This window comes from Vreelandella xerophytica (genome assembly GCF_968048975.1).
In genome coordinates this window covers 136,046-155,282 of the sequence record NZ_OZ309106.1, presented here as the reverse complement: position 1 = coordinate 155,282, position 19,237 = coordinate 136,046, and the positions used below count along the sequence as shown (strand labels likewise).

At 62.3% G+C, this 19,237-nt stretch carries 16 protein-coding genes; 10 read left to right on the top strand and 6 right to left on the bottom strand.

Annotated elements, in window-relative coordinates:
- Positions 1-60 precede the first annotated feature (60 nt).
- Entirely contained in the window at positions 61-864 is an 804-nt protein-coding gene (locus ACWF8S_RS00720) for a prolipoprotein diacylglyceryl transferase family protein (RefSeq protein WP_447554922.1), read from the top strand.
- 108 nt (positions 865-972) lie between these two features.
- Positions 973-3,912: an RNA polymerase-associated protein RapA gene (gene rapA, locus ACWF8S_RS00715; RefSeq protein ID WP_447554921.1), complete on the top strand. Its 2,940-nt coding sequence runs from the start codon at positions 973-975 to the stop codon at positions 3,910-3,912.
- Here rapA and ACWF8S_RS00710 read toward each other — a convergent pair.
- Complete coding sequence (locus ACWF8S_RS00710; protein ID WP_447554920.1) at positions 3,902-4,822, bottom strand: TIGR01777 family oxidoreductase; 921 nt, start codon at positions 4,820-4,822, stop codon at positions 3,902-3,904. The genes rapA and ACWF8S_RS00710 overlap by 11 nt on opposite strands.
- A 214-nt stretch (positions 4,823-5,036) precedes the next feature.
- Between ACWF8S_RS00710 and ACWF8S_RS00705 the strand changes: the two genes are divergently transcribed.
- From ACWF8S_RS00705 to fabB, 5 genes are all read left to right on the top strand, one after another.
- The gene (locus ACWF8S_RS00705; protein ID WP_447554919.1) at positions 5,037-5,444 is read left to right on the top strand and encodes a DUF6314 family protein; all 408 of its coding nucleotides are present in this window, start codon (positions 5,037-5,039) and stop codon (positions 5,442-5,444) included.
- A 341-nt stretch (positions 5,445-5,785) separates the two neighbouring features.
- A complete protein-coding gene (locus ACWF8S_RS00700) occupies positions 5,786-6,706 on the top strand; it encodes a MerR family transcriptional regulator (protein ID WP_447554918.1) in 921 nt (306 codons plus the stop codon).
- 76 nt (positions 6,707-6,782) lie between these two features.
- The gene (phrB, locus tag ACWF8S_RS00695) at positions 6,783-8,192 is read left to right on the top strand and encodes a deoxyribodipyrimidine photo-lyase (RefSeq protein ID WP_447554917.1); all 1,410 of its coding nucleotides are present in this window, start codon (positions 6,783-6,785) and stop codon (positions 8,190-8,192) included.
- A gap of 188 nt (positions 8,193-8,380) precedes the next feature.
- Positions 8,381-8,896, top strand: a complete 516-nt coding sequence (gene fabA / locus ACWF8S_RS00690) for a 3-hydroxyacyl-[acyl-carrier-protein] dehydratase FabA (RefSeq protein WP_447554916.1) — start codon at positions 8,381-8,383, stop codon at positions 8,894-8,896.
- Positions 8,897-8,908: 12 nt separating this feature from the next.
- Positions 8,909-10,126 carry a beta-ketoacyl-ACP synthase I gene (fabB, locus tag ACWF8S_RS00685; protein WP_447554915.1) on the top strand — a complete coding sequence of 406 codons (1,218 nt, stop codon included), beginning with the start codon at positions 8,909-8,911 and terminating at the stop codon, positions 10,124-10,126.
- Positions 10,127-10,289: 163 nt separating this feature from the next.
- Here fabB and ACWF8S_RS00680 read toward each other — a convergent pair whose 3' ends face one another.
- The 4 genes from ACWF8S_RS00680 to ACWF8S_RS00665 form a co-directional block, all read right to left on the bottom strand.
- Entirely contained in the window at positions 10,290-11,054 is a 765-nt protein-coding gene (locus ACWF8S_RS00680; protein WP_447554914.1) for a lysophospholipid acyltransferase family protein, read from the bottom strand.
- Positions 11,051-11,938 (bottom strand): sugar nucleotide-binding protein, encoded by an 888-nt coding sequence (locus tag ACWF8S_RS00675; RefSeq protein WP_447554913.1) that lies wholly within the window; start codon positions 11,936-11,938, stop codon positions 11,051-11,053. Before ACWF8S_RS00675 ends, ACWF8S_RS00680 begins: the two co-directional genes overlap by 4 nt.
- A 51-nt stretch (positions 11,939-11,989) precedes the next feature.
- Positions 11,990-12,616 carry a single-stranded DNA-binding protein gene (gene ssb / locus ACWF8S_RS00670; protein ID WP_447554912.1) on the bottom strand — a complete coding sequence of 209 codons (627 nt, stop codon included), beginning with the start codon at positions 12,614-12,616 and terminating at the stop codon, positions 11,990-11,992.
- Positions 12,617-12,740: 124 nt separating this feature from the next.
- Positions 12,741-14,120, bottom strand: coding sequence for an MFS transporter (locus ACWF8S_RS00665; RefSeq protein WP_447554911.1), 1,380 nt, complete (start codon positions 14,118-14,120; stop codon positions 12,741-12,743).
- Between the two features lie 171 nt (positions 14,121-14,291).
- Between ACWF8S_RS00665 and uvrA the strand changes: the two genes are divergently transcribed.
- From uvrA to ACWF8S_RS00650, 3 genes are all read left to right on the top strand, one after another.
- Positions 14,292-17,120, top strand: a complete 2,829-nt coding sequence (gene uvrA, locus ACWF8S_RS00660; protein WP_447554910.1) for an excinuclease ABC subunit UvrA — start codon at positions 14,292-14,294, stop codon at positions 17,118-17,120.
- Between the two features lie 112 nt (positions 17,121-17,232).
- Entirely contained in the window at positions 17,233-17,976 is a 744-nt protein-coding gene (locus tag ACWF8S_RS00655; RefSeq protein ID WP_447554909.1) for a Crp/Fnr family transcriptional regulator, read from the top strand.
- A 46-nt stretch (positions 17,977-18,022) separates the two neighbouring features.
- Positions 18,023-18,571, top strand: coding sequence for a hypothetical protein (locus ACWF8S_RS00650; RefSeq protein WP_447554908.1), 549 nt, complete (start codon positions 18,023-18,025; stop codon positions 18,569-18,571).
- Here the strand turns inward: ACWF8S_RS00650 and ACWF8S_RS00645 are convergent.
- A complete protein-coding gene (locus ACWF8S_RS00645; protein ID WP_447554907.1) occupies positions 18,568-19,236 on the bottom strand; it encodes an OmpA/MotB family protein in 669 nt (222 codons plus the stop codon). The genes ACWF8S_RS00650 and ACWF8S_RS00645 overlap by 4 nt on opposite strands.
- Between the last annotated feature and the right edge of the window lies 1 nt (position 19,237).

Genomic DNA, 19,237 nt, shown 5'->3' with positions numbered 1-19,237 from the left:
TCCGAAAACAAGTAGCGTGCATGATATGGTGGCTCAGTGTAACTGCTTAACGGGAAAACCATGAACGCGATTGCCCTTGGACCGCTATTAATTTCACTGCCGCGACTTTTTGCGGTGGGCTGCGCACTGCTGTTGCTGCTGGCAAGCCGCTTTTTTCTGGCGCTGCCCGCCCGCGACAAGAGCCGCTGGTTCAACGGCCTGATACTGGCCTGGCTGGTGGGTGCGCGGCTAAGCTACGTGGCACTCAATGCTTCAAGCTATGCAGGCGAGCCACTGGAGGTGCTCAAGTTCTGGCAGCCGGGCTATCACCCGCTGGGGGGATTTCTGGCGGGGCTCTTGTGGAGCGCCTGGTATCTGCGTGAAAATCTCAAGCCGATGGCAGTCGCCATGGCGCTTTTCGCCGGGGCCTCGGGGCTTTGGCTTCTGACCCTGATGTTCACGGTCTCAAACAGCAACTTCGCCGTCGCCGAGCTTCCCGAGATCGCCCTTGAAGATCTTGACGGCAACGAGGTTTACCTGCCCGACCTGACGGCGACCGGCGACTTGATCCTCATCAATCTCTGGGCGACCTGGTGTCCGCCCTGTCTTCGCGAGATGCCGCTTTTGCAACAGGCCGACGCCCAGCAGGGCGTGAGCGTGGTGATTGTCAACCAGGGTGAGGACCTTCTCCCCGTGGTGCGCTACCTGGACGAGCAAGCGCTGGCGTTTCAGTACGCGCTGCGCGACCCCGACCAGACCCTGATGGAGCGCTTTGAAGCCCCGGGGTTACCCACCACGCTGCTCTTTGGCCCGGACGGGCGCACCCGGGATGTGCACGTGGGCGAGCTGACCCGCGCCCAGCTTGAGCGCTGGCTGAACGATTAAGCTACTCACCGCTTAATCCTTTTCATCCTTTGCGTTAGAATCCCCCGCCCTGTAGCCGCCTGCCCTGGCAGGCGGCCTGCCCCGTTTTATGAACTTCCTTGAGGCACCATGAGCGATTTTACACCCGGCCAGCGCTTTATTAGCGACGGTGAAGCCGAGCTTGGTCTAGGCACCGTACTAAACTGCGACGCCCGCAGCGTTACCATCTTGTTCAGTGCCAGTCAGGAAACCCGCACCTATAACACCCGCCAGGCCCCGCTGACCCGTGTGGTGTTCGGCAGCGGCGATAGCGTGCTTTCAGCCGATGGCTGGCAGATGATCGTGGATGACAGCCAGGTACTTCACGGCCTGATCACCTACTACGGCCAGGATAAGGACGGCGCCTCTTGTGAACTTGTCGAAACCAAGCTTGCCGATACCATGCAGTTCAACCAGGCACGCGACCGCTTGCTGACCGGCCAGGTCGACCGCAACGACTGGTTTGATCTGCGCTTTCGCACGCTGCATCACTACCAGCGTATCGAGCAGCACAGCGCCCTTGGCCTCACCGGCCCGCGCATCGACCTGATTCCTCACCAGCTTTATATTGCCGACGAAGTGGCGGGGCGCCATGCGCCCCGGGTCCTGCTGGCCGATGAAGTCGGCCTGGGCAAGACCATCGAGGCTGGACTGATCCTGCATCGTCTGCTGATGGCGGGCCGGGTAGCGCGCGCCTTGATTCTGGTGCCTGACAGTCTCACGCATCAATGGCTGGTGGAGCTTCTGCGTCGCTTTTCCCTCGACGTCAGCCTGCTCGATGAACACCAAAGCCAGGCCCACGGCAGCCACAACCCCTTTGATAGCGCCCAGCTGATTCTGGCAAGCCAGGGATGGCTGTTTGCCAACCAGGCCCGCCAGGAGCAGGCCTTCGCCAGCCACTTCGATCTTTTGATCGTCGATGAGGCCCACCACCTGGACTGGCACGCCGACGAGGGCGGCGGCCCCGGATATCAGTGCGTCGAGCAGCTCGCCGGGCAGATCCCCGGGCTTTTGCTTTTGACCGCCACCCCGGAGCAGATGGGCCTTGAGAGCCACTTCGCCCGCCTGCGCCTGTTGGACGCCGAGCGTTATCACGATATCGAGCGTTTCAAGCAGGAGGAGAACCACTACGCCGAGGTGGCCGCGGCCATCGAGGCGCTGGACGCCTTGCCGGACGCTTTCGAACAGGTGGCACGGGTGGCCGATGATGCCGATAGTCAGAAGCTTTTGGCGACGCTTTGCGACGCCACTGTGAGCGAAGACGAGAAGGCGCCGGCCCGGACACGGCTGCGTGATGCCCTGCTTGACCGCCACGGCACGGGGCGGGTGATGTTTCGCAACAGCCGTCGCCACGTGGGCGGCTTTCCCGAGCGCCGCCTGCACCAGAGTGCGCTGGAGCTTCCCTCCGCCTATCGCCGGGTACTGCGTCGCGTCGAGCGGGACGAGGATTACTTCGACGAACTGCTGATCGAAACGGGAATGGATCACCCGGACGTGCTGATCTACCCGGATGCCACCTATCGGGCGCTTTCCGATGACCCCATGAACAACGAGCCCTGGTGGCAGATCGACCCTCGGGTGAACTGGCTTCTGGAAAAGCTTGCCGACACCGGCGATGAAGGCCTGGCCGGCGACAAGGTGCTGGTGATTGCCCATCACCGAGAGACCGCCGAGGGGCTTTCCGAGGCACTGCGTGTACTGGGCGGCTATCAGGCGCCGGTCTTTCACGAAGGGCTTTCGCTTGTCGAGCGCGACCGTGCGGCGGCGGCCTTCGCCGACGAAGAGGAGGGCAGCCAGGTACTGGTGTGCTCGGAAATCGGCTCCGAGGGGCGCAACTTCCAGTTCTGTCGTCACCTGGTCATGTTCGACATGCCCCAGCACCCGGACCAGCTGGAGCAGCGTATCGGGCGTCTGGATCGTATCGGCCAGCGCCACACCATCGAGCTTCATGTGCCCACCTTCAGCGCCTCCCCCGCCGAGCGGCTCCTGCGCTGGTATCACGAAGGCATGAACGCCTTCAGTGCCCCACACGGTGTCGGCAGCGAGCTGTTCGATGCCTTTGGCGATGCCCTGGCGGACGCGCTTCTCGACGAAGCTTCGCTAAAGGCGATCATCGAAGAGACCCGGACGCTGTTCAACGAGAAGCTGGCCGAGCGCGAAGCCGGACGCAATCGCCTTCTGGAACTCAACGCCTGTCGTCCGGCACGAGCCCAGACGGTGATCGAGGCGGTACGCGAGCTTGATGACGACCCCGCCCTGCCCCGCTACGTGGAGCGGGCGCTTGACGTGTTCGGCGTCGACAGCCAGGAGATCGGCAACCACCTGCTTTATCTGAAGCCGGGCTCGCACATGCTCGATGGGCTGCCGGGCCTTGTGAAGGGCGAAGAGGGTTTTTCCGCCACCTACCGGCGCGACCTGGCGCTGGCCCGGGACGACGTGCATCGCCTCTCCTGGGAGCATCCGCTGGTGCGAGAAATGATGGGCCGAGTGCTGGATGGCACCATGGGCAACACCGCCCTGGCCCTTTTGCGTCACCCCTCGATTCCCAGTGGCCGACTGATGGCGGAGCTTGTTTTCTGCACCCACTGTCCGGCACCCAGGTCGCTGCACCTGAACCGTTTCCTGCCGCCCACGGCGGTACGCGTATTGATGGATGAGTCCGGCGCCAACCTGACCAACAGTATCTCGTTCACCGGTCTTTCCAAGAACGTGCAGAAGGTGAACAAGTCGCTGGCCCGCGATTTGATCAAAAGCCGTCACGACGAGCTGCGTAGCCTTTTGACCCAGGGCGAAAGCGAGGCCGAGAAATCGCTGCCCGCGCTTGTGGAAAAGGCTCGTGATCGGATGCGCGCGCAGCTCGACGGCGAACTGGACAGGCTAGACGCGCTCGCCCGACACAATCCGGCGGTGCGCAAGGAGGAACTCAACGCGCTGCAGCGCGAGCGTCAGGCGCTCGAGGAAGCGCTCGACACCACCCGCCTGCGCCTGGACGCGGTGCGCGTGGTGATCACCGTTGACCCTAACGCTTAGGCGTCGAGCCCAGAATGCCGCCCAGGGCTTGATCCAGGGTCGGATAGGCGAAGCTGAAGCCCGCCTGAGTCAGACGGGCAGGCCGCATATCCGCCCCGGTCAAAAGAAGCCGCGACATTTCACCCAGGCCCGCTTTCAATATGAAGGCGGGTACCGGCAACATGGCCGGGCGATCGAGGTGGTGCGCCAGGGTTCTGGTAAATACCTGATTGGTGACCGGATGCGGGGCACCGGCGTTGAAAGGCCCTTCAAGCTCGGGCTTGTCAAGCAGATACACGATAGCCTCGACCAGATCCTCCCGGTGGACCCAGGGCATGAACTGCTGCCCATCGCCGAAGCGCCCGCCCAGACCCAGTCGAAACGGCGGCAGCATCTTGGCGAGTGTGCCGCCCCCGGCTTCCAGCACCAGGCCGATACGTACGATGGCCAGACGAACGCCCAGTTTCTTGACCGGCTCGGCAGCGGCTTCCCACTGCGCACACAGCCTGTGGGCGAACTCCGGGTGGGGCGGGGTCTGCTCATCTACCACCGTTTGTCTCTGGTCGCCGTAGTACCCCATGGCCGAGCCGCTGACCATTGCGCCGGGCAAGGGCTTGCCTGCCTTTTCCAGCGCCTTGCAAAACTCGACCAGCGCCGTGGTGGCTTCCACTCGGGAACTGATCAAACGCTTTTTCTGAGCATCACTCCAACGCTTGCCAGCGATGGGCTCGCCGGCCAGATTGACGATCGCCTGAGGCGGGGTATCGATGAAGGCCATGGCGCTATCGGCCACGCCGCAGTCCTCGGGCAGTTGCCGGGCGGCCTTGGACGGGGCGCGAGAGACAACATCCACCTGGTGGCCGTCGCCAAGCAGTCTTTCGCAAAGCCGCTTGCCGACAAAACCGGTACCGCCGGTGACGAGAACCCGCATCGTGACCTCCTTCGCCTGAAGGCGATTAATTACACAAAAACTATACGAAATGCTACGCTAGGTATATGAAGGGTAGCGGATACGTGGGAGGTTACACATCTTATCGATGAAAATCACCGATGACCAAGAGCGTCCCCTTCCGATAATTTCAGGCGAACCTAATGCTTTGACACTGATTTCACGCTTGCACGAAAGGCTCCTGCGAATCCGTTCGATGCGCTTCTCTTCGACCCCGGGGCCCCGTTCGCTCACCGGGTGGCAAGGAGCAGGCGAGGGACGTGTCGAGGTCGAGGCTTGCCCGAAGGGAGTACGCTTTTTTGAAACGGGCACGTTCACGCTGGCGGATCAGACCGCCCCCATGTCCATCACCAACGTGTTCCGCTGGACGATAAGCGAGAAGCACGTGGCCCTGGCTCACGAGCGACGTGGCTTCGAGTCGGCCGTGCATCTTTTTGATCTTCATCCTCTCGACGAGTATCGATGGCTCAGCCGGGAAGGCCACCAGTGCGCCGCCGATCTTTACACCGCGCACCTGCACCTGCTCGAGCAGGGCTTTGACCTGCAGTGGCGTATCACAGGGCCCAAAAAGGATGAGTGGCTGCAGTATTGCTACCGTGAGTGACCGCCGATAACCGACATGCCGGCATACTTGTACATCGAGAGCGTTCCCGGCGACGGCCCTGACGTTTTTTTTCCATCGCATGGCGAGACAAGGCGCTTGTGGATAAGCGGCTCATGGCTACATCAATCGATTTACCAGACAGTTATAAGAGAAGAGAGAATGAGGCGAAGATGCTCACGAAGGTTGTACCTTAACGCTAAAAGTTGTACAAAGTAAGCTACCTTAAAAGGCTTTTCTTAATTCGATTAGGCGGCAGAACCCGATTCGCATGCACTAGCCGCCGTCATAAATGACAGATCCCTGTAGCAGACGCAGCAGGCAACCAAGAGGCAATGGCGCCCATGAGTACCAAGGCGACCCACCCACCCGATACGCCGCTTTATCCCATACGGGAAGTTTCCCGCCTGACGGGTGTGAATTCGGTGACCCTACGTGCCTGGGAGCGCCGCTATGGCCTTATCTGCCCCCAGCGAACCCCGAAGGGGCATCGGCTTTACGCCCAGGATGACATTATCCGTATCGAGCGGATTCTGCAGTGGCTCAATCGCGGGGTGCCGGTCAGTCAGGTGGCGGATCTGCTCGACCAGCCCGAAACCGTCGAGACGCCCGCCCCGGATGCCGGCGACTGGGCAAGCCAGCGACAGCAGCTGCTTGCCACCATCGAGACGATCGATCTGCAAAAGCTCGAGGCGCTCTACCAGCAAAGCCTGGCGCTTTACCCCTTGAGCACAGCGGTCAACGAACTCTGGCAGCCGGTGGTATCGACGCTTGAAGCCAAGTGGGCGATCGAACCCGATGAGCTGGTGCGCCGCTCGCTGGAGGCGTTTTTGAGAAGTCAGGTGGGTATCCGACTCCACTACGCCAACCAGGCGACCCGGGGGCCGCTGATCCTGCTCAACGCCATGCCCGACGACCCAGGCCCGCTCTGGGTGCTGCTCACGGCCCTGATGGCCAGTGAACAGGGCTACCGGGTACAGCTTCTCGATCACACCCTGGCACTGGCGGATCTTCCTCAGGCCGTGAAACGTTTGCACTGCTCCATGGTGCTGCTCACCAGCGGCCAGCGGGAAAGCGACGATTATATCCACCGCGCCCTGCCCCAGGCCGCCACGACGCTGAACGTACCGCTGGGCGTCTGCGGCGAGGTGGCGCGCCAACGCGACAACGACCTTCGCGACAGCGACGTGCACATGCTTGGCGACGATCTCCCCCAGGCTATCGCCCGTCTGCGTCCGCTGCTTCGTGAGTCCGGCATCCTGTAACGCCCGGCGTATTCAAGTCATGGCCAGTGCCGCAGAAAGCGATGCGCGCTGGCCGCTAAACTCCAGGGAGGGAGTCATGGCGTTACAGCTTGTCTGGTTTCGTACCGACCTACGCACCCACGACAATACTGCCCTTGCCGCGGCGGCCCGCAAAGGCCCCGTGCTGGCGGTATTTCTGCAAAGTATCGAACAGTGGCAAAGCCACGGCCACGGCGCCAACAAGATCGACTTCTGGCATCGCGGCGTTCAGGCCTTGAAAGACACCCTTGACGAACTCAACATTCCCCTGCTGCAGCGCGATATCCAGCGCTACGACGGGGCCGCTGACGCGCTGCTGAAGATCGCGCGCGAGCACGGCATCGAGCGGCTTCACTTCAACTGTCAGTACCCTCTCAACGAGCGCCACCGCGACGAGCAGGTGCTAAAAGCGTTCAAGGACGAAGGCATTCCCGTGCATGGCTATCATGACGCCATCGCCTATGCGCCGGGCACACTGTTGACCGGGAAAAATGAGTACTACAGCGTTTTCACCCCGTTCGCCAAGGCGTGGCACAAGAATATTTCGGACTCGCAGCTCACCGTCCAGGACGCCCCCGAACCACAGCAACGGCTGGGTATCGAGGCCGACCCCATGCCCGCCCTGCCCGAACTTGCGCCATCCCCGGTGGTGGACAAGAAAACCTGGCCCGCCGGCGAGGACGCCGCCAGCGACGCTCTGGCCCGCTTTTTGCGCCAGCGCGCAAGGACCTATAAAGAGCAGCGCGATTTCCCCGGTGTGGCCGGCACCAGCGAACTCTCGCCCTACCTGGCGCTGGGCATGCTCTCCTATCGCCAGTGCATGCAGGCGGTGATGAGCCACAACAGCGGCCACCTGGGCGATGGCGACAAGGGGCTGACCACCTGGGTGAACGAGCTGGTCTGGCGGGAGTTCTATCAGCACGTTGTCGTGGGCTTTCCTCATGTGGTTCGTCACCAGCCGTTTCAGGAGAACACCCAGAAGCTCGTCTGGCGCCAGGACGACGACGGCTTTCAGGCCTGGTGCGAAGGACGCACCGGGTATCCGTTGGTGGACGCCGCCATGCGCCAACTGGTGACCACCGGCTGGATGCATAACCGGCTTCGCATGGTAACGGCCATGTTCTTGAGCAAGCACCTGTTGATCGACTGGCGCCGGGGGGAAGCGTTTTTCCTGAAGCACCTGGTGGACGGCGAGTTCTGCTCCAACAATGGCGGCTGGCAGTGGGCGGCATCCACCGGCACCGATGCCGCGCCCTACTTTCGCATCTTCAACCCGACCACGCAGTCGACGCGCTTCGACCCGGACGGCGAGTTTATCGCCCACTGGCTGCCGGCACTTGCCGAACTGCCCGCCAAGGCGCGCCATGCCCCACCCGATGACCTGCTTACCCGGCTTGACTACCCCTCACCCATCGTCGATCACAAGGCAGCCCGCCAGCGCGCGCTGGATGCATTCAAGGCGCTTTGACATCGTGTTCCCAGGGCCGCCGGTAACGGGTAAATCAACGATAAGTGGACGATGGCGTGCATTCAGCGGTTTCCGGAAGTAGACTAGGCAAAGCCTTGTCAGCCGTTTGTGGCGCTTGATATAAGCGTTATCATTGAGGTTAAACGCCTCAAGCGGCCACCGACCACCTTGATACTCGGAACGATTCAGTGACCAAGCAACATTCCTTTGATCGCGAAGAACTGCTGGCCTGCTCGCGCGGCGAGCTATTCGGCCCTGGCAATGCCCAGTTGCCGGCACCCAACATGCTGATGCTGGACCGCATCACGCACATTCACGAAGAAGGCGGTGAGCATGGCAAGGGCGAGCTGATCGCCGAGCTTGATATCACCCCTGATCTCTGGTTTTTCGATTGCCACTTTCCGGGCGACCCGGTCATGCCGGGCTGTCTGGGACTGGACGCCATGTGGCAACTGGTCGGCTTTCATCTGGGCTGGCTTGGCCACCCGGGTCGTGGCCGGGCGCTGGGCTGCGGCGAAGTGAAGTTCAGCGGCCAGATCATGCCCGATTCCAAGACCGTCACCTACCGTATCAACATCAAGCGGGTGATCACGCGCCGGCTGATTCTCGGTATTGCCGACGGCACGGTCTCCGTGGACGGGCGTGATATCTACCAGGCCAATGACTTGCGCGTTGGCCTATTTACCTCCACTGCGAATTTCTAACAGGAGGCTTCCATGCGACGAGTGGTAGTCACCGGCCTGGGCATCGTATCCTGCTTAGGCAACGACAAGCACCAGGTCCTGGACGCGTTGAAGAACGGGCGTAGCGGTATCCGCTTTAAAGACGAGTATGCCGAGCGCGGCTTTCGAAGCCAGGTGGCCGGCAGCATTCATATCGATCTGGAGGCGTTGATCGACCGCAAGCTGTTGCGTTTCATGGGTGATGCGGCCGCCTACGCCTACGTCTCCATGGCCCAGGCCATCGAGGACGCGGGTCTGACGCCTGAACAGGTCTCCCATGAGCGCACGGGGCTGATCGCCGGCTCCGGCGGCGCCTCCAGCGCCAACCAGGTGGAAGCCGCCGACATGATGCGCGAAAAAGGGTTGCGCCGCGTGGGGCCTTACCGGGTCACCCGCACCATGGGCAGCACCGTCTCGGCGTGTCTGGCCACCCCTTTCAAGATCAAGGGCGTCAACTACTCCATTTCATCGGCCTGCGCGACCTCGGCACACTGCATCGGCAGCGCCATGGAGCAGATCCAGCTGGGCAAGCAGGATGTGGTGTTCGCCGGTGGCGGTGAAGAAGAGCATTGGACACTGTCGTGCTTGTTCGACGCGATGGGGGCGCTTTCGACGCACTACAACGATACGCCGGATAAAGCTTCACGCCCTTACGATCAGACCCGGGATGGCTTTGTCATCGCAGGCGGCGGCGGCATGGTGGTTCTTGAAGAGCTCGAGCACGCCAAGGCCCGCGGTGCCAAGATTTACGGCGAGATCGTCGGTTATGGCGCCACCTCCGATGGCCACGACATGGTCGCTCCCTCCGGCGAGGGCGCCATGCGCTGCATGCACCAGGCGCTGGCCACCGTCAACGGCAACATCGATTACATCAACACCCACGGCACCTCGACGCCGGTGGGCGATGTGGCGGAACTGAAGGCGATTCGCAGCGTATTCGGCGACTCCACGCCTGCAATGAGTTCGACCAAGTCCCTGACCGGCCACTCGCTGGGTGCGACCGGCGTTCAGGAAGCGATCTACTCGCTTTTGATGATGCAGCACAATTTCGTGGCCGCCTCTGCCAACGTGGAGCACCTGGACGAGCAGGCCGACGGCTTCGATATCGTCACCCAACGCCGCGACGATGTGACCATCGAACGGGCGCTGTCCAACAGCTTCGGCTTTGGTGGCACCAACGCCTGTCTGGTCTTCCAGCGTTACGGCGACTAGACCACCGCGGTATGCAGCAACAGAAACGGCGCCTTCGGGCGCCGTTTCTGGTTCAGGGGTTTCGCCTAACAAAGATTTTGCAGCGCGGCGTAACGAGCGCCAGCCACCCGCAGCAGCGGCAAAGCCGCCCAGACCAAGCCACCAAAGCCTTGCCCTGGTTCTCTTATTGAGCCGGCGGTGCCGTACTCAAGGCGACAGGTTCCTCGCCCCGCGGCACATCGGAAATTTCCACCAGCGTGGCCTCGATCCAGCGCTCCACTTCAACCAGCACTTCGTCCGGCGTGCGGCCCTGGGTGGGAATCGGCTCGCCAATACGCACCCGCAAAATGCCGGGCTGCTTGACCCAGTGGCGCCCGGGCCAGCGCTCCCCGGCGTTATGCGCTACCGGCAGCACCGGCACGCCGGCGCGGCACGCAACGACGGTGCCGCTTTTGTTGTAACGCTTGCGCCGGCCCGGGTCGACCCGGGTCCCTTCGGGAAAGATCAGCACCGACAGCCCGCTTTGCAGGCGCGCCACGCCCTGGGTCAACACCTGCTTCATCGCCCGGGCGGGCTTGGAACGATCGAGCCCGATGGGCCGCAGAAGGCGAAGGCCCCAGCCAAACACGGGAATGCGTAGAAGCTCCTGCTTGAGCACGGTGCACACTGGCGGTTTCATCACCTGCAGAAATACCGTTTCCCACTCGCTTTGATGGTTCGCCTGAATGACACAGGCGCCTTCAGGAATTCGCTCGCGCCCTTGTATGTCGTAGCGTACATCGCAGGCGAGCTTGAACCAGAAGATCAAGAAGTAGTTGTACAGATTGAGTAGCCGGTAGCGCGCGGGCAGCGGCAGAAACGGCGCCAGCGGTAGAAACAGCACGCCGCATATCAGCATCGCCGAAAAGTAGCCTGCATAAAAGACCAGGCTGCGAAATGCGTTGCTCACGCCGTCTCTCCTTGTTCCGGGCCATTCTGGTCGCGGGTCAGACACCACGCGTCCAGCATGCGCCCCACTTCCAGACGCCACGGCTTTTGATGCACGCCGAACACATCCAGCACCCGGCGGCAGTTCAGAACGCGTCGAAGCTTGGCGTCGTGGTGATGATTCAGCGCCTCCACCGCGCCAAGCGCCACCTCTTCGCCCCGCCCTTCCAGGTGGGTGGCCAGCTGGGTGCGCACCACCGAGGTAAAGGTAAACGCGCTCACCGGCTCGATACCGGCCAGATGATACGCGCCCCAGGCATCAGCGCCACACGCCTGTTGCTGCAACATGCCAATCAGCGCCATGGCGACCGCATCCACCGAGGTCGGACAACAGATGACGTCCTCCGCCGCGCGAACACTCTGGCCCACCATGAGGCTATCGATAATCTCGCTTAGCCAGGCATAGCTGCCCTCCAGGGCGAACAGCGGCCCCAGGCGTACAATCAGGTGACGGTGATACTCGGCGCGAATGCGATCGCCGGTAACCACCAGACGCCGCAGACACTCATCACGAGGAGCGGGCACCACGTGCTCGTCGATGGGAATCTCGAAGCCCTCTTCGTAGAGCTGGTCCGAGACACACCAGACCAGCGCCACCTCCTGCGCCTTGCACGCTTCCATGCACGCCTCTACCGCATCGGCATGCGCCTGCACATCCGCCGGGGTCTTGTCCTGCGGATGCGCCATCGGCGGAATAATCACCGCATCCGGCGCAATCGCGCGAAGCTCTGCCACACCCACATGCATCGCCTGCTCGATCACCAGTTCGGTATCGGCACGACGACTGCTCTCCCGGGCAAGCGCCAGGCTCAAACAGTGCCCTGCATCCAGTATCAAAAGCTTCAAGGCAGACGTTCTCCTTTCCCGGCGCCGGTGGGCGAGCCTAAAATGGCGTGATTAAAACGGAATTTCGTCGTCGAAATCGTCGAAATTGCCCGGGTCCGGGGCGCCGTAACGGCTGTTTTGATCGTTATTGGGCGCGCCTTGGCCGCCGCGGTTGGGCGGGTTGTTCTGGCCGTTACCGTACTGATTGCCGGGGGCCTGGTTGTTCTGCGGCGGCGGGTTGTTTTGATAACCGGCATTTTGCGCCGGGGCGTTCTGAGGCGCATTATTTTGCGGGGCGCCGTTTTGCGAGGCGTTGTTTTGATAATTCTGCTGCGGGGCGCCGCCGCCCTGGAAGTCACCGGCGCGGCCATCCAGCATCTGCATGTCGTTGGCAACGATTTCCGTGCTGTAGCGGTCCTGGCCGTTCTGATCCTGCCACTTGCGGGTCTGCAGACGCCCTTCGATGTACACCTTGGAGCCTTTCTTCAAGTACTGCTGAGCAATTTCAGCGGTCTTGTTGAACAGCACGATGCGGTGCCACTCGGTGCGCTCCTGACGCTGGCCGCTTTGCCGGTCGGTCCAGGTATCCGAGGTCGCCAGGTTCAGGTTCGCCACCGCCGTGCCCGACGGTGTGAAACGCACTTCCGGGTCCTGGCCCAGGTTGCCGATCAGGATGACTTTGTTAATTCCGCGCGCCATAGCTCGCTCCTATCCAATGGGTCCGCTCAATCATAGTGTCGGATCGATAAGGTATTGTCGCCGTAACCCGCTAGAGTATCACCGATTACGTCGACACGAATTCACTGCCTGCCAGCTTAACAATTTACGGCTTGAAAGGGGGAATCAGCTTGTCCAGCGCCGCCCGATCCAGCTCCTGGCGATTCACCTTCAGATACATCATGCGCTCCTCGGGCACCACCATGACGTCCTCCACGCCGACCACTTCCGCCAGCCGCTGCATCAACAGATCCAGCGTGTCCGGATGGGTGTCGTCGAGTGCGACCACTTCGCTTGAAAGCGGCGGCGGCGGCGGCAGGCGGTACATGAAAAACCACCAGCCAACCCCCAGTAGCGCACAGCCGATGAACACAGCGTCAAGCCCCCAGACATTGGAGAGCGCGCCCCCCAGCGTGCCGCCCAGGAAGGCACCGAGAAACTGGCTGGTGGAGTACATGCCCATGGCCGTACCCTTGGCTCCTGCCGGCGCAAGCTTGCTCAGCATGGAAGGCAACGTGGCCTCCAGCAGGTTGAACCCGGTAAAGAAGACGAAAAGCCCGATGAAAAGCCCCTTGCCATGAAACGCCGGCAAGGCCAGGGCGGCCAGACTCACGGCGATGGCACCAATGGCCAGAAGACACACTGTCTTTATGCGCTGACGCTTTTCGGCCACGATCATCAGCGGCACCATGGCCACAAACGACAGCGCCATGATGGAGAGATAGACCAGCCCGTGGTACTCCATTGCAACCCCGGCGCCCACCAGCCGGAAAGGAATGGCCACGAAGATTGCCATCAGCACCAGGTGCAGCGAGAAGATCGAGCCATTCAGGCGCCAGAGATCCATTCTCGCGGCCACGCTCTTGAACTGCGCCCGGTCCATGCCCACATCCTTGTGGCGTACCCGGCGCGGCGCCGGCGGCACCCAGCGCCACAGCACGAAAAGCCCGATGAGGGTGAGTAGCGCGGTCGCCCAGAAAATACCCGACAGCCCCGCCCAGCCGGCAAGCCAGGGGCCCAGCACCATCGCGATGGCAAACGACACGCCGATGGAGAGCCCGATGGTGGCCATGGCGGCGGTGCGCACCTGCTCGCGGGTCTGATCGGCCAGCAGCGCCATGATCGCGGCAGCCACTGCCCCCGCGCCCTGAAGAGCGCGCCCGGCGATGATGCCGCCGATGGAGTCGGCCATGGCCGCCACGACGCTGCCAAGGCCAAAGATCAAAAGTCCGATGGCGATGATGCGCTTGCGCCCGAAGCGGTCGGACAGCAGGCCGAAGGGAATCTGCAAGGTGGCCTGGGTCAGCCCGTAAACGCCCAGCGCCACACCGATCAGCAAGGGCGAGGCGCCGCTTAGCGTATCGGCATAGAGCGCAAGCACCGGCAGCACCATGAAAAGGCCCAGCATGCGAGACGCGTAAAGCCCCGCCAGCCCACTGATTGCACGGCGTTCAGCGGCCAGCAGCAGTGTGGAAAGGTTGCGCATAGTGCCCTTTTAAACGGTAGATGGGCGGATAAAAGCCCCAGCAAGCCCTCCATTCTAGCGCTTTGTAACGACGCTGGAAACGCTCGTCTTGCGACAAAGCGCCTTGCCGCTTTGCCGTAAAGGGGGCAGCAAACGTATAATTACGCTTTTGCCACGCGATTCGAGGTGTTGATGGACAGCATTCTGGTCAGAGGTGCACGCACTCACAACCTCAAGCAGATCGATGTGGAACTGCCGCGGGACAAGTTGATCGTCATCACGGGCCTGTCGGGCTCGGGAAAGTCGTCGCTGGCGTTTGACACGCTCTACGCTGAAGGTCAACGCCGCTACGTGGAGTCACTTTCCACCTACGCGCGCCAATTTCTTTCGATGATGGAAAAGCCCGATGTGGATCACATCGAGGGCCTTTCGCCGGCCATCTCCATCGAGCAGAAATCCACCTCGCACAACCCCCGCTCGACGGTGGGCACGATCACCGAGATCTACGACTACCTGCGTCTTCTGTTCGCCCGGGCCGGCACACCGCGCTGCCCCGAGCACGGCGAGGATCTCGAGGCACAGACGATCTCGCAGATGGTCGACCAGGTCATGAACCTGGAGGAAGGCACCAAGCTGATGCTGCTGGCGCCGGTGGTGAAGGGCCGCAAGGGCGAGCACCTACAGCTTCTGGCCGAGCTTCGCGCCCAGGGGTTCGTGCGCGTGCTGATCGACGATCAGGTGCTCGAGCTTGACGACATCGCCCCGCTGGACAAGCGCAAGAAACACGATATCAGCGTGGTCGTGGACCGCTTCAAGGTGCGCGACGATATCGCCCAGCGTCTGGCGGAGTCCTTCGAGACTGCGCTGAACCTGGCCGACGGCACGGCGATGATTCACTTCATGGACAGTGACCGGGAAGACATGGCGTTCTCCTCGCGCTTTGCCTGTCCGGTGTGCGGCTACTCGCTCGCCGAACTCGAACCCAGGATGTTCTCGTTCAACAACCCCGCCGGCGCCTGCCCCACCTGCGATGGTCTGGGGATTCAGCAGTACTTCGACCCGGCCAAGCTCATCAGCCACGACGAACTCTCCTTGGCCGAGGGGGCCATCAAGGGGTGGGATCGTCGCAACATCTACTACTTCACCCAGCTTCAGGCGCTGGCCAAGCATTTCGATTTCGAGCTCGAAACGCCCTGGAACGCGCTCTCCAAACACCAGCGCGATGTGATTCTCAACGGTAGCGGTAACGAGCCGGTTCCCTTCAGCTACGTCAGTGACCGTGGCCGCAAGGTGACTCGCGAGCACGCCTTCGAGGGCGTGCTGCCCAACATGCAGCGCCGCTATCGGGAAACCGAGTCCAACATGGTGCGCGACGACCTGGCCAAGTACATCGCCATGAAGCCCTGCACCTCGTGCAACGGCACGCGCCTGCGCCGCGAGTCGCGTCACGTCTTCGTCGACGATCACAATATCGCCGATATCGTGCGTACGCCGATCGGCGAGGCCTGGGATTATTTTGCCAAGCTGGCGCTGCCCGGACGCAAGGGCGAGATCGCCGAGAAGATCGTCAACGAGATCCACTCGCGGCTCGAGTTTCTGGTCAACGTGGGCCTCGATTACCTGAATCTCGAGCGCAGCGCCGATACGCTTTCCGGCGGTGAAGCCCAGCGAATTCGTCTGGCAAGCCAGATCGGCGCAGGGCTTGTCGGCGTGATGTACATTCTCGATGAACCTTCCATCGGCCTTCACCAGCGCGATAACGACCGGCTGTTGAAAACCCTGGAACGGCTGCGCGATCTGGGCAACACGGTGATCGTGGTCGAGCACGACGAGGACGCCATTCGCGCCGCCGACCACGTGCTGGACATAGGCCCCGGCGCCGGGGTCCATGGCGGTGAAATCGTCGCCCAGGGCACGCCGCAGGACATCATGGACAATCCGGATTCGCTGACCGGCCAGTACCTGCGCGGCACCCGCGAGATTGCCGTGCCGCCCCACCGCATTCCCGGCAATCCGGAAAAGCAGCTGGTGCTGCGCGGGGCCACCGGCAACAATCTGCAGGACGTGACGCTGACACTGCCGCTGGGGCTTTTCATCGCGATTACCGGGGTGTCGGGGTCGGGCAAGTCGACGCTGATCAACGGCACGCTGATGCCCATCGCCGCACGCGATCTGAACCGGGCCACCACCATGACCCCGGCACCCTACAGCGCCATCGAAGGACTCGATCAGCTCGACAAGGTCATCGATATCGACCAGAGCCCGATCGGGCGCACGCCGCGCTCCAATCCGGCGACCTATACGGGCATCTTTACGCCGATTCGTGAGCTGTTCGCCGGCACCCAGGAGGCCCGGGCACGCGGTTACAAGCCGGGGCGCTTCAGCTTCAACGTCAAGGGCGGGCGCTGCGAGGCGTGCCAGGGCGAGGGGATGATCAAGGTGGAAATGCACTTTCTGCCGGACATCTACGTACCTTGTGACGTGTGCAAGGGCAAGCGCTACAACCGCGAAACCCTGGACATTCACTACAAGGGCAAGAACATCCACGACGTGCTGGAAATGACCGTCGAGGAGGGGCTCGAGTTCTTCAGCCCCGTGCCGGCCATCGCCCGGCGTCTGCAGACACTACTGGATGTGGGGCTTTCCTACATTCGCCTGGGCCAGAGCGCGACCACCCTGTCCGGCGGCGAGGCCCAACGAGTGAAGCTCGCCCGCGAACTTGCCAAGCGCGACACAGGACAAACGCTGTATATTCTGGACGAGCCGACCACAGGGCTACACTTCGAGGACATTCGCCAGCTGCTGACGGTGCTGCACCGCCTGCGCGATCACGGCAACACGATCGTGGTGATCGAACACAACCTCGATGTGATCAAGACCGCGGACTGGATCGTGGACCTGGGCCCCGAGGGCGGCTCCGGCGGAGGGCGCATCATTGCCGAGGGTACGCCGGAGCAGCTGGTGAAGAAGAAAGGCTCCCATACGGGGCAGTTCCTGGCGCCGCTTTTGAAGAAGAAATAGCGGTTGCATTATCTGTACGCTGAAGACCCGCTCACGGCGGGTCTTCGCGGGTCGGTTAAGTGAATGGCAACCTATCGAACGAGCGCGTGTTACCTAGAAGGAGAAACCGATCATGGGCCAGGAAAAAAGCTGCATTGTTCGCCACTTCAACCATTTCTATTCGTTGTCGAAAGAGGAGGAACAGCTTCTTGACTCGCTGGAGGACAGCCCGACCGATCAGAAAGCGGGGTCGCTTCTCTGGGAGATGAAAGATGCTGCCAACGAGTTCTGCACCCTGCGAAGCGGCTGGGCATACTCCTATCGCCACCTCGAGAACGGCGACCGGCACATCCTCGAGGTGTTCCTTCCCGGGGATATCATCGGCCTGCGCGAATTCGCCTTTTCCCAGCGCCTGGAGAACGTGCGTTTCATCACCGACAGCGTGGTGTGTCACTTTCCCCACAAGCGGATGGTCGACCTGTTCAGCCAGTCGCTGCCGCTCACCTCGGTCATGTTCGCCATCAGCAGCCGCCAGCAGGCACTTTTGACCGAACGGTTGATTAACCTGGCCCGGCGCACCGCCCGTCAGAAGATGGCCCATTTCCTCAACGAAATGTACGTTCGCCTGAGCCAGACCAACCCCGACCTGACCGGGCAGTTCCGCCTGCCGCTCTCCCAGGAGCAGCTCGCCGACGTACTGGGCTTGAGCCCGGTGCACGTCAGCCGCACCTTCAGCTCGCTCAGCGAGGACGGCCTGGTATATCGCGACCGCCATCACATCAACATTCCCGACCTCAAGGCGCTGGCCGCCGAGGGCGAGTTTGACGACTGTTACCTGAACGACAACGTCCGGCCCTTGCTCGGCCAGGACGGCTGACTCTGTTCCCCTTTTAGACGGTGCTTGAGGTTTGGCATACACCCTGATGAAAACTCGTTTACTGATACCCTTCGCGCTGGGCGCAGCGGGACTTCTCTCACTCAATTCCACCCAGGCCGAGCAGTTCGCCATCAGCGACGCCCGGCGCTTCGACGCCTGGCAGGCACTCACACTGGACGGTGGCGGCCAGCGCCATTTCCGCGCCGTCGAGACGCAAAGCTACTCGGACGCGACGCTGAGCGTGAACACGACCCAGGGCATCTGTCACCTGCCCTGGCTCGAAATGCGGGTCACCCTCGAGGATGCGCAACCTGAAAGCCGCCCGGTAAGGCTGGTGCCGGCCCGCCTTCGAGTCGACCAGGCGCCGAGAATGGACACCATGGCGGAGTTTATCGTCGAGGAGAATGACGACGGCTTCTACAGCCATTTCTACCTTGGCGAGCTGGATACGCTACTGGGCCAGATGAGCGAGGGCGAACAGCTGTTTATCGGCTTTGACCAGGGCGATGACGCCTCGCCCTGGTACATGACCTTCGCCCTCGAGGGCGCCGCCCCGGCGATTCGCGAGATGCAGCGCCGCTGCAGCGCGAGTTAAGGCCGGGGCGCCTCCGGCGTCTGGCGCAGCAGCAGTTCGACGCGCCGGTTCGCAGCGCGCCCTTGCTCGCTGTCGTTGCTTTCAAGCGGACGGGTATCGGCGTAGCCGACGGCGCGAAGGCGTGACAGCGCCACCCCCTCGCGCTCAAGCTGGCGCACGACGGCAATCGCCCGCCCTGTGGAAAGCTCCCAGTTGGAAGGAAACGCTGCATTGGCAATGGGCACGTTGTCGGTGTGGCCCTCGACGGACACTTCCCCGCCGAAGGTGTCGATAGCCTCGCTCAACCCCTCCAGCACCGTCTCCCCCTGAGCCGTCAGCGTAGCCGCCCCGCTGGCGAACAGCAGGCTGTCGTCGATGCGCAGGGTAATGCCCTCGCGACCCTGGGAAACACTCACGCCCGGGATATCGAGCCTGCCCATAGCAGGATCAAGTCCGCCATGGCGCGGGTAGAGCCCGGAAGAGAGCGGCTGCACGCCCGCCGTGGACTGGGCGTCAAGGCCCTCCTCGGCGTCGCCGCTGCCTGCCGGTGTCAGTGCCAAAAGCAGCACGAACAGCGTGATCAGAAGCGTCAGTACGTCCAGGTAGCTGGTCAGCCATCCCTCTTCGCCGTCGCCGCCGCCCGGGGGGAACGGCGATTCCAGCGCATGTCGGGCGTCGCGGTTCATG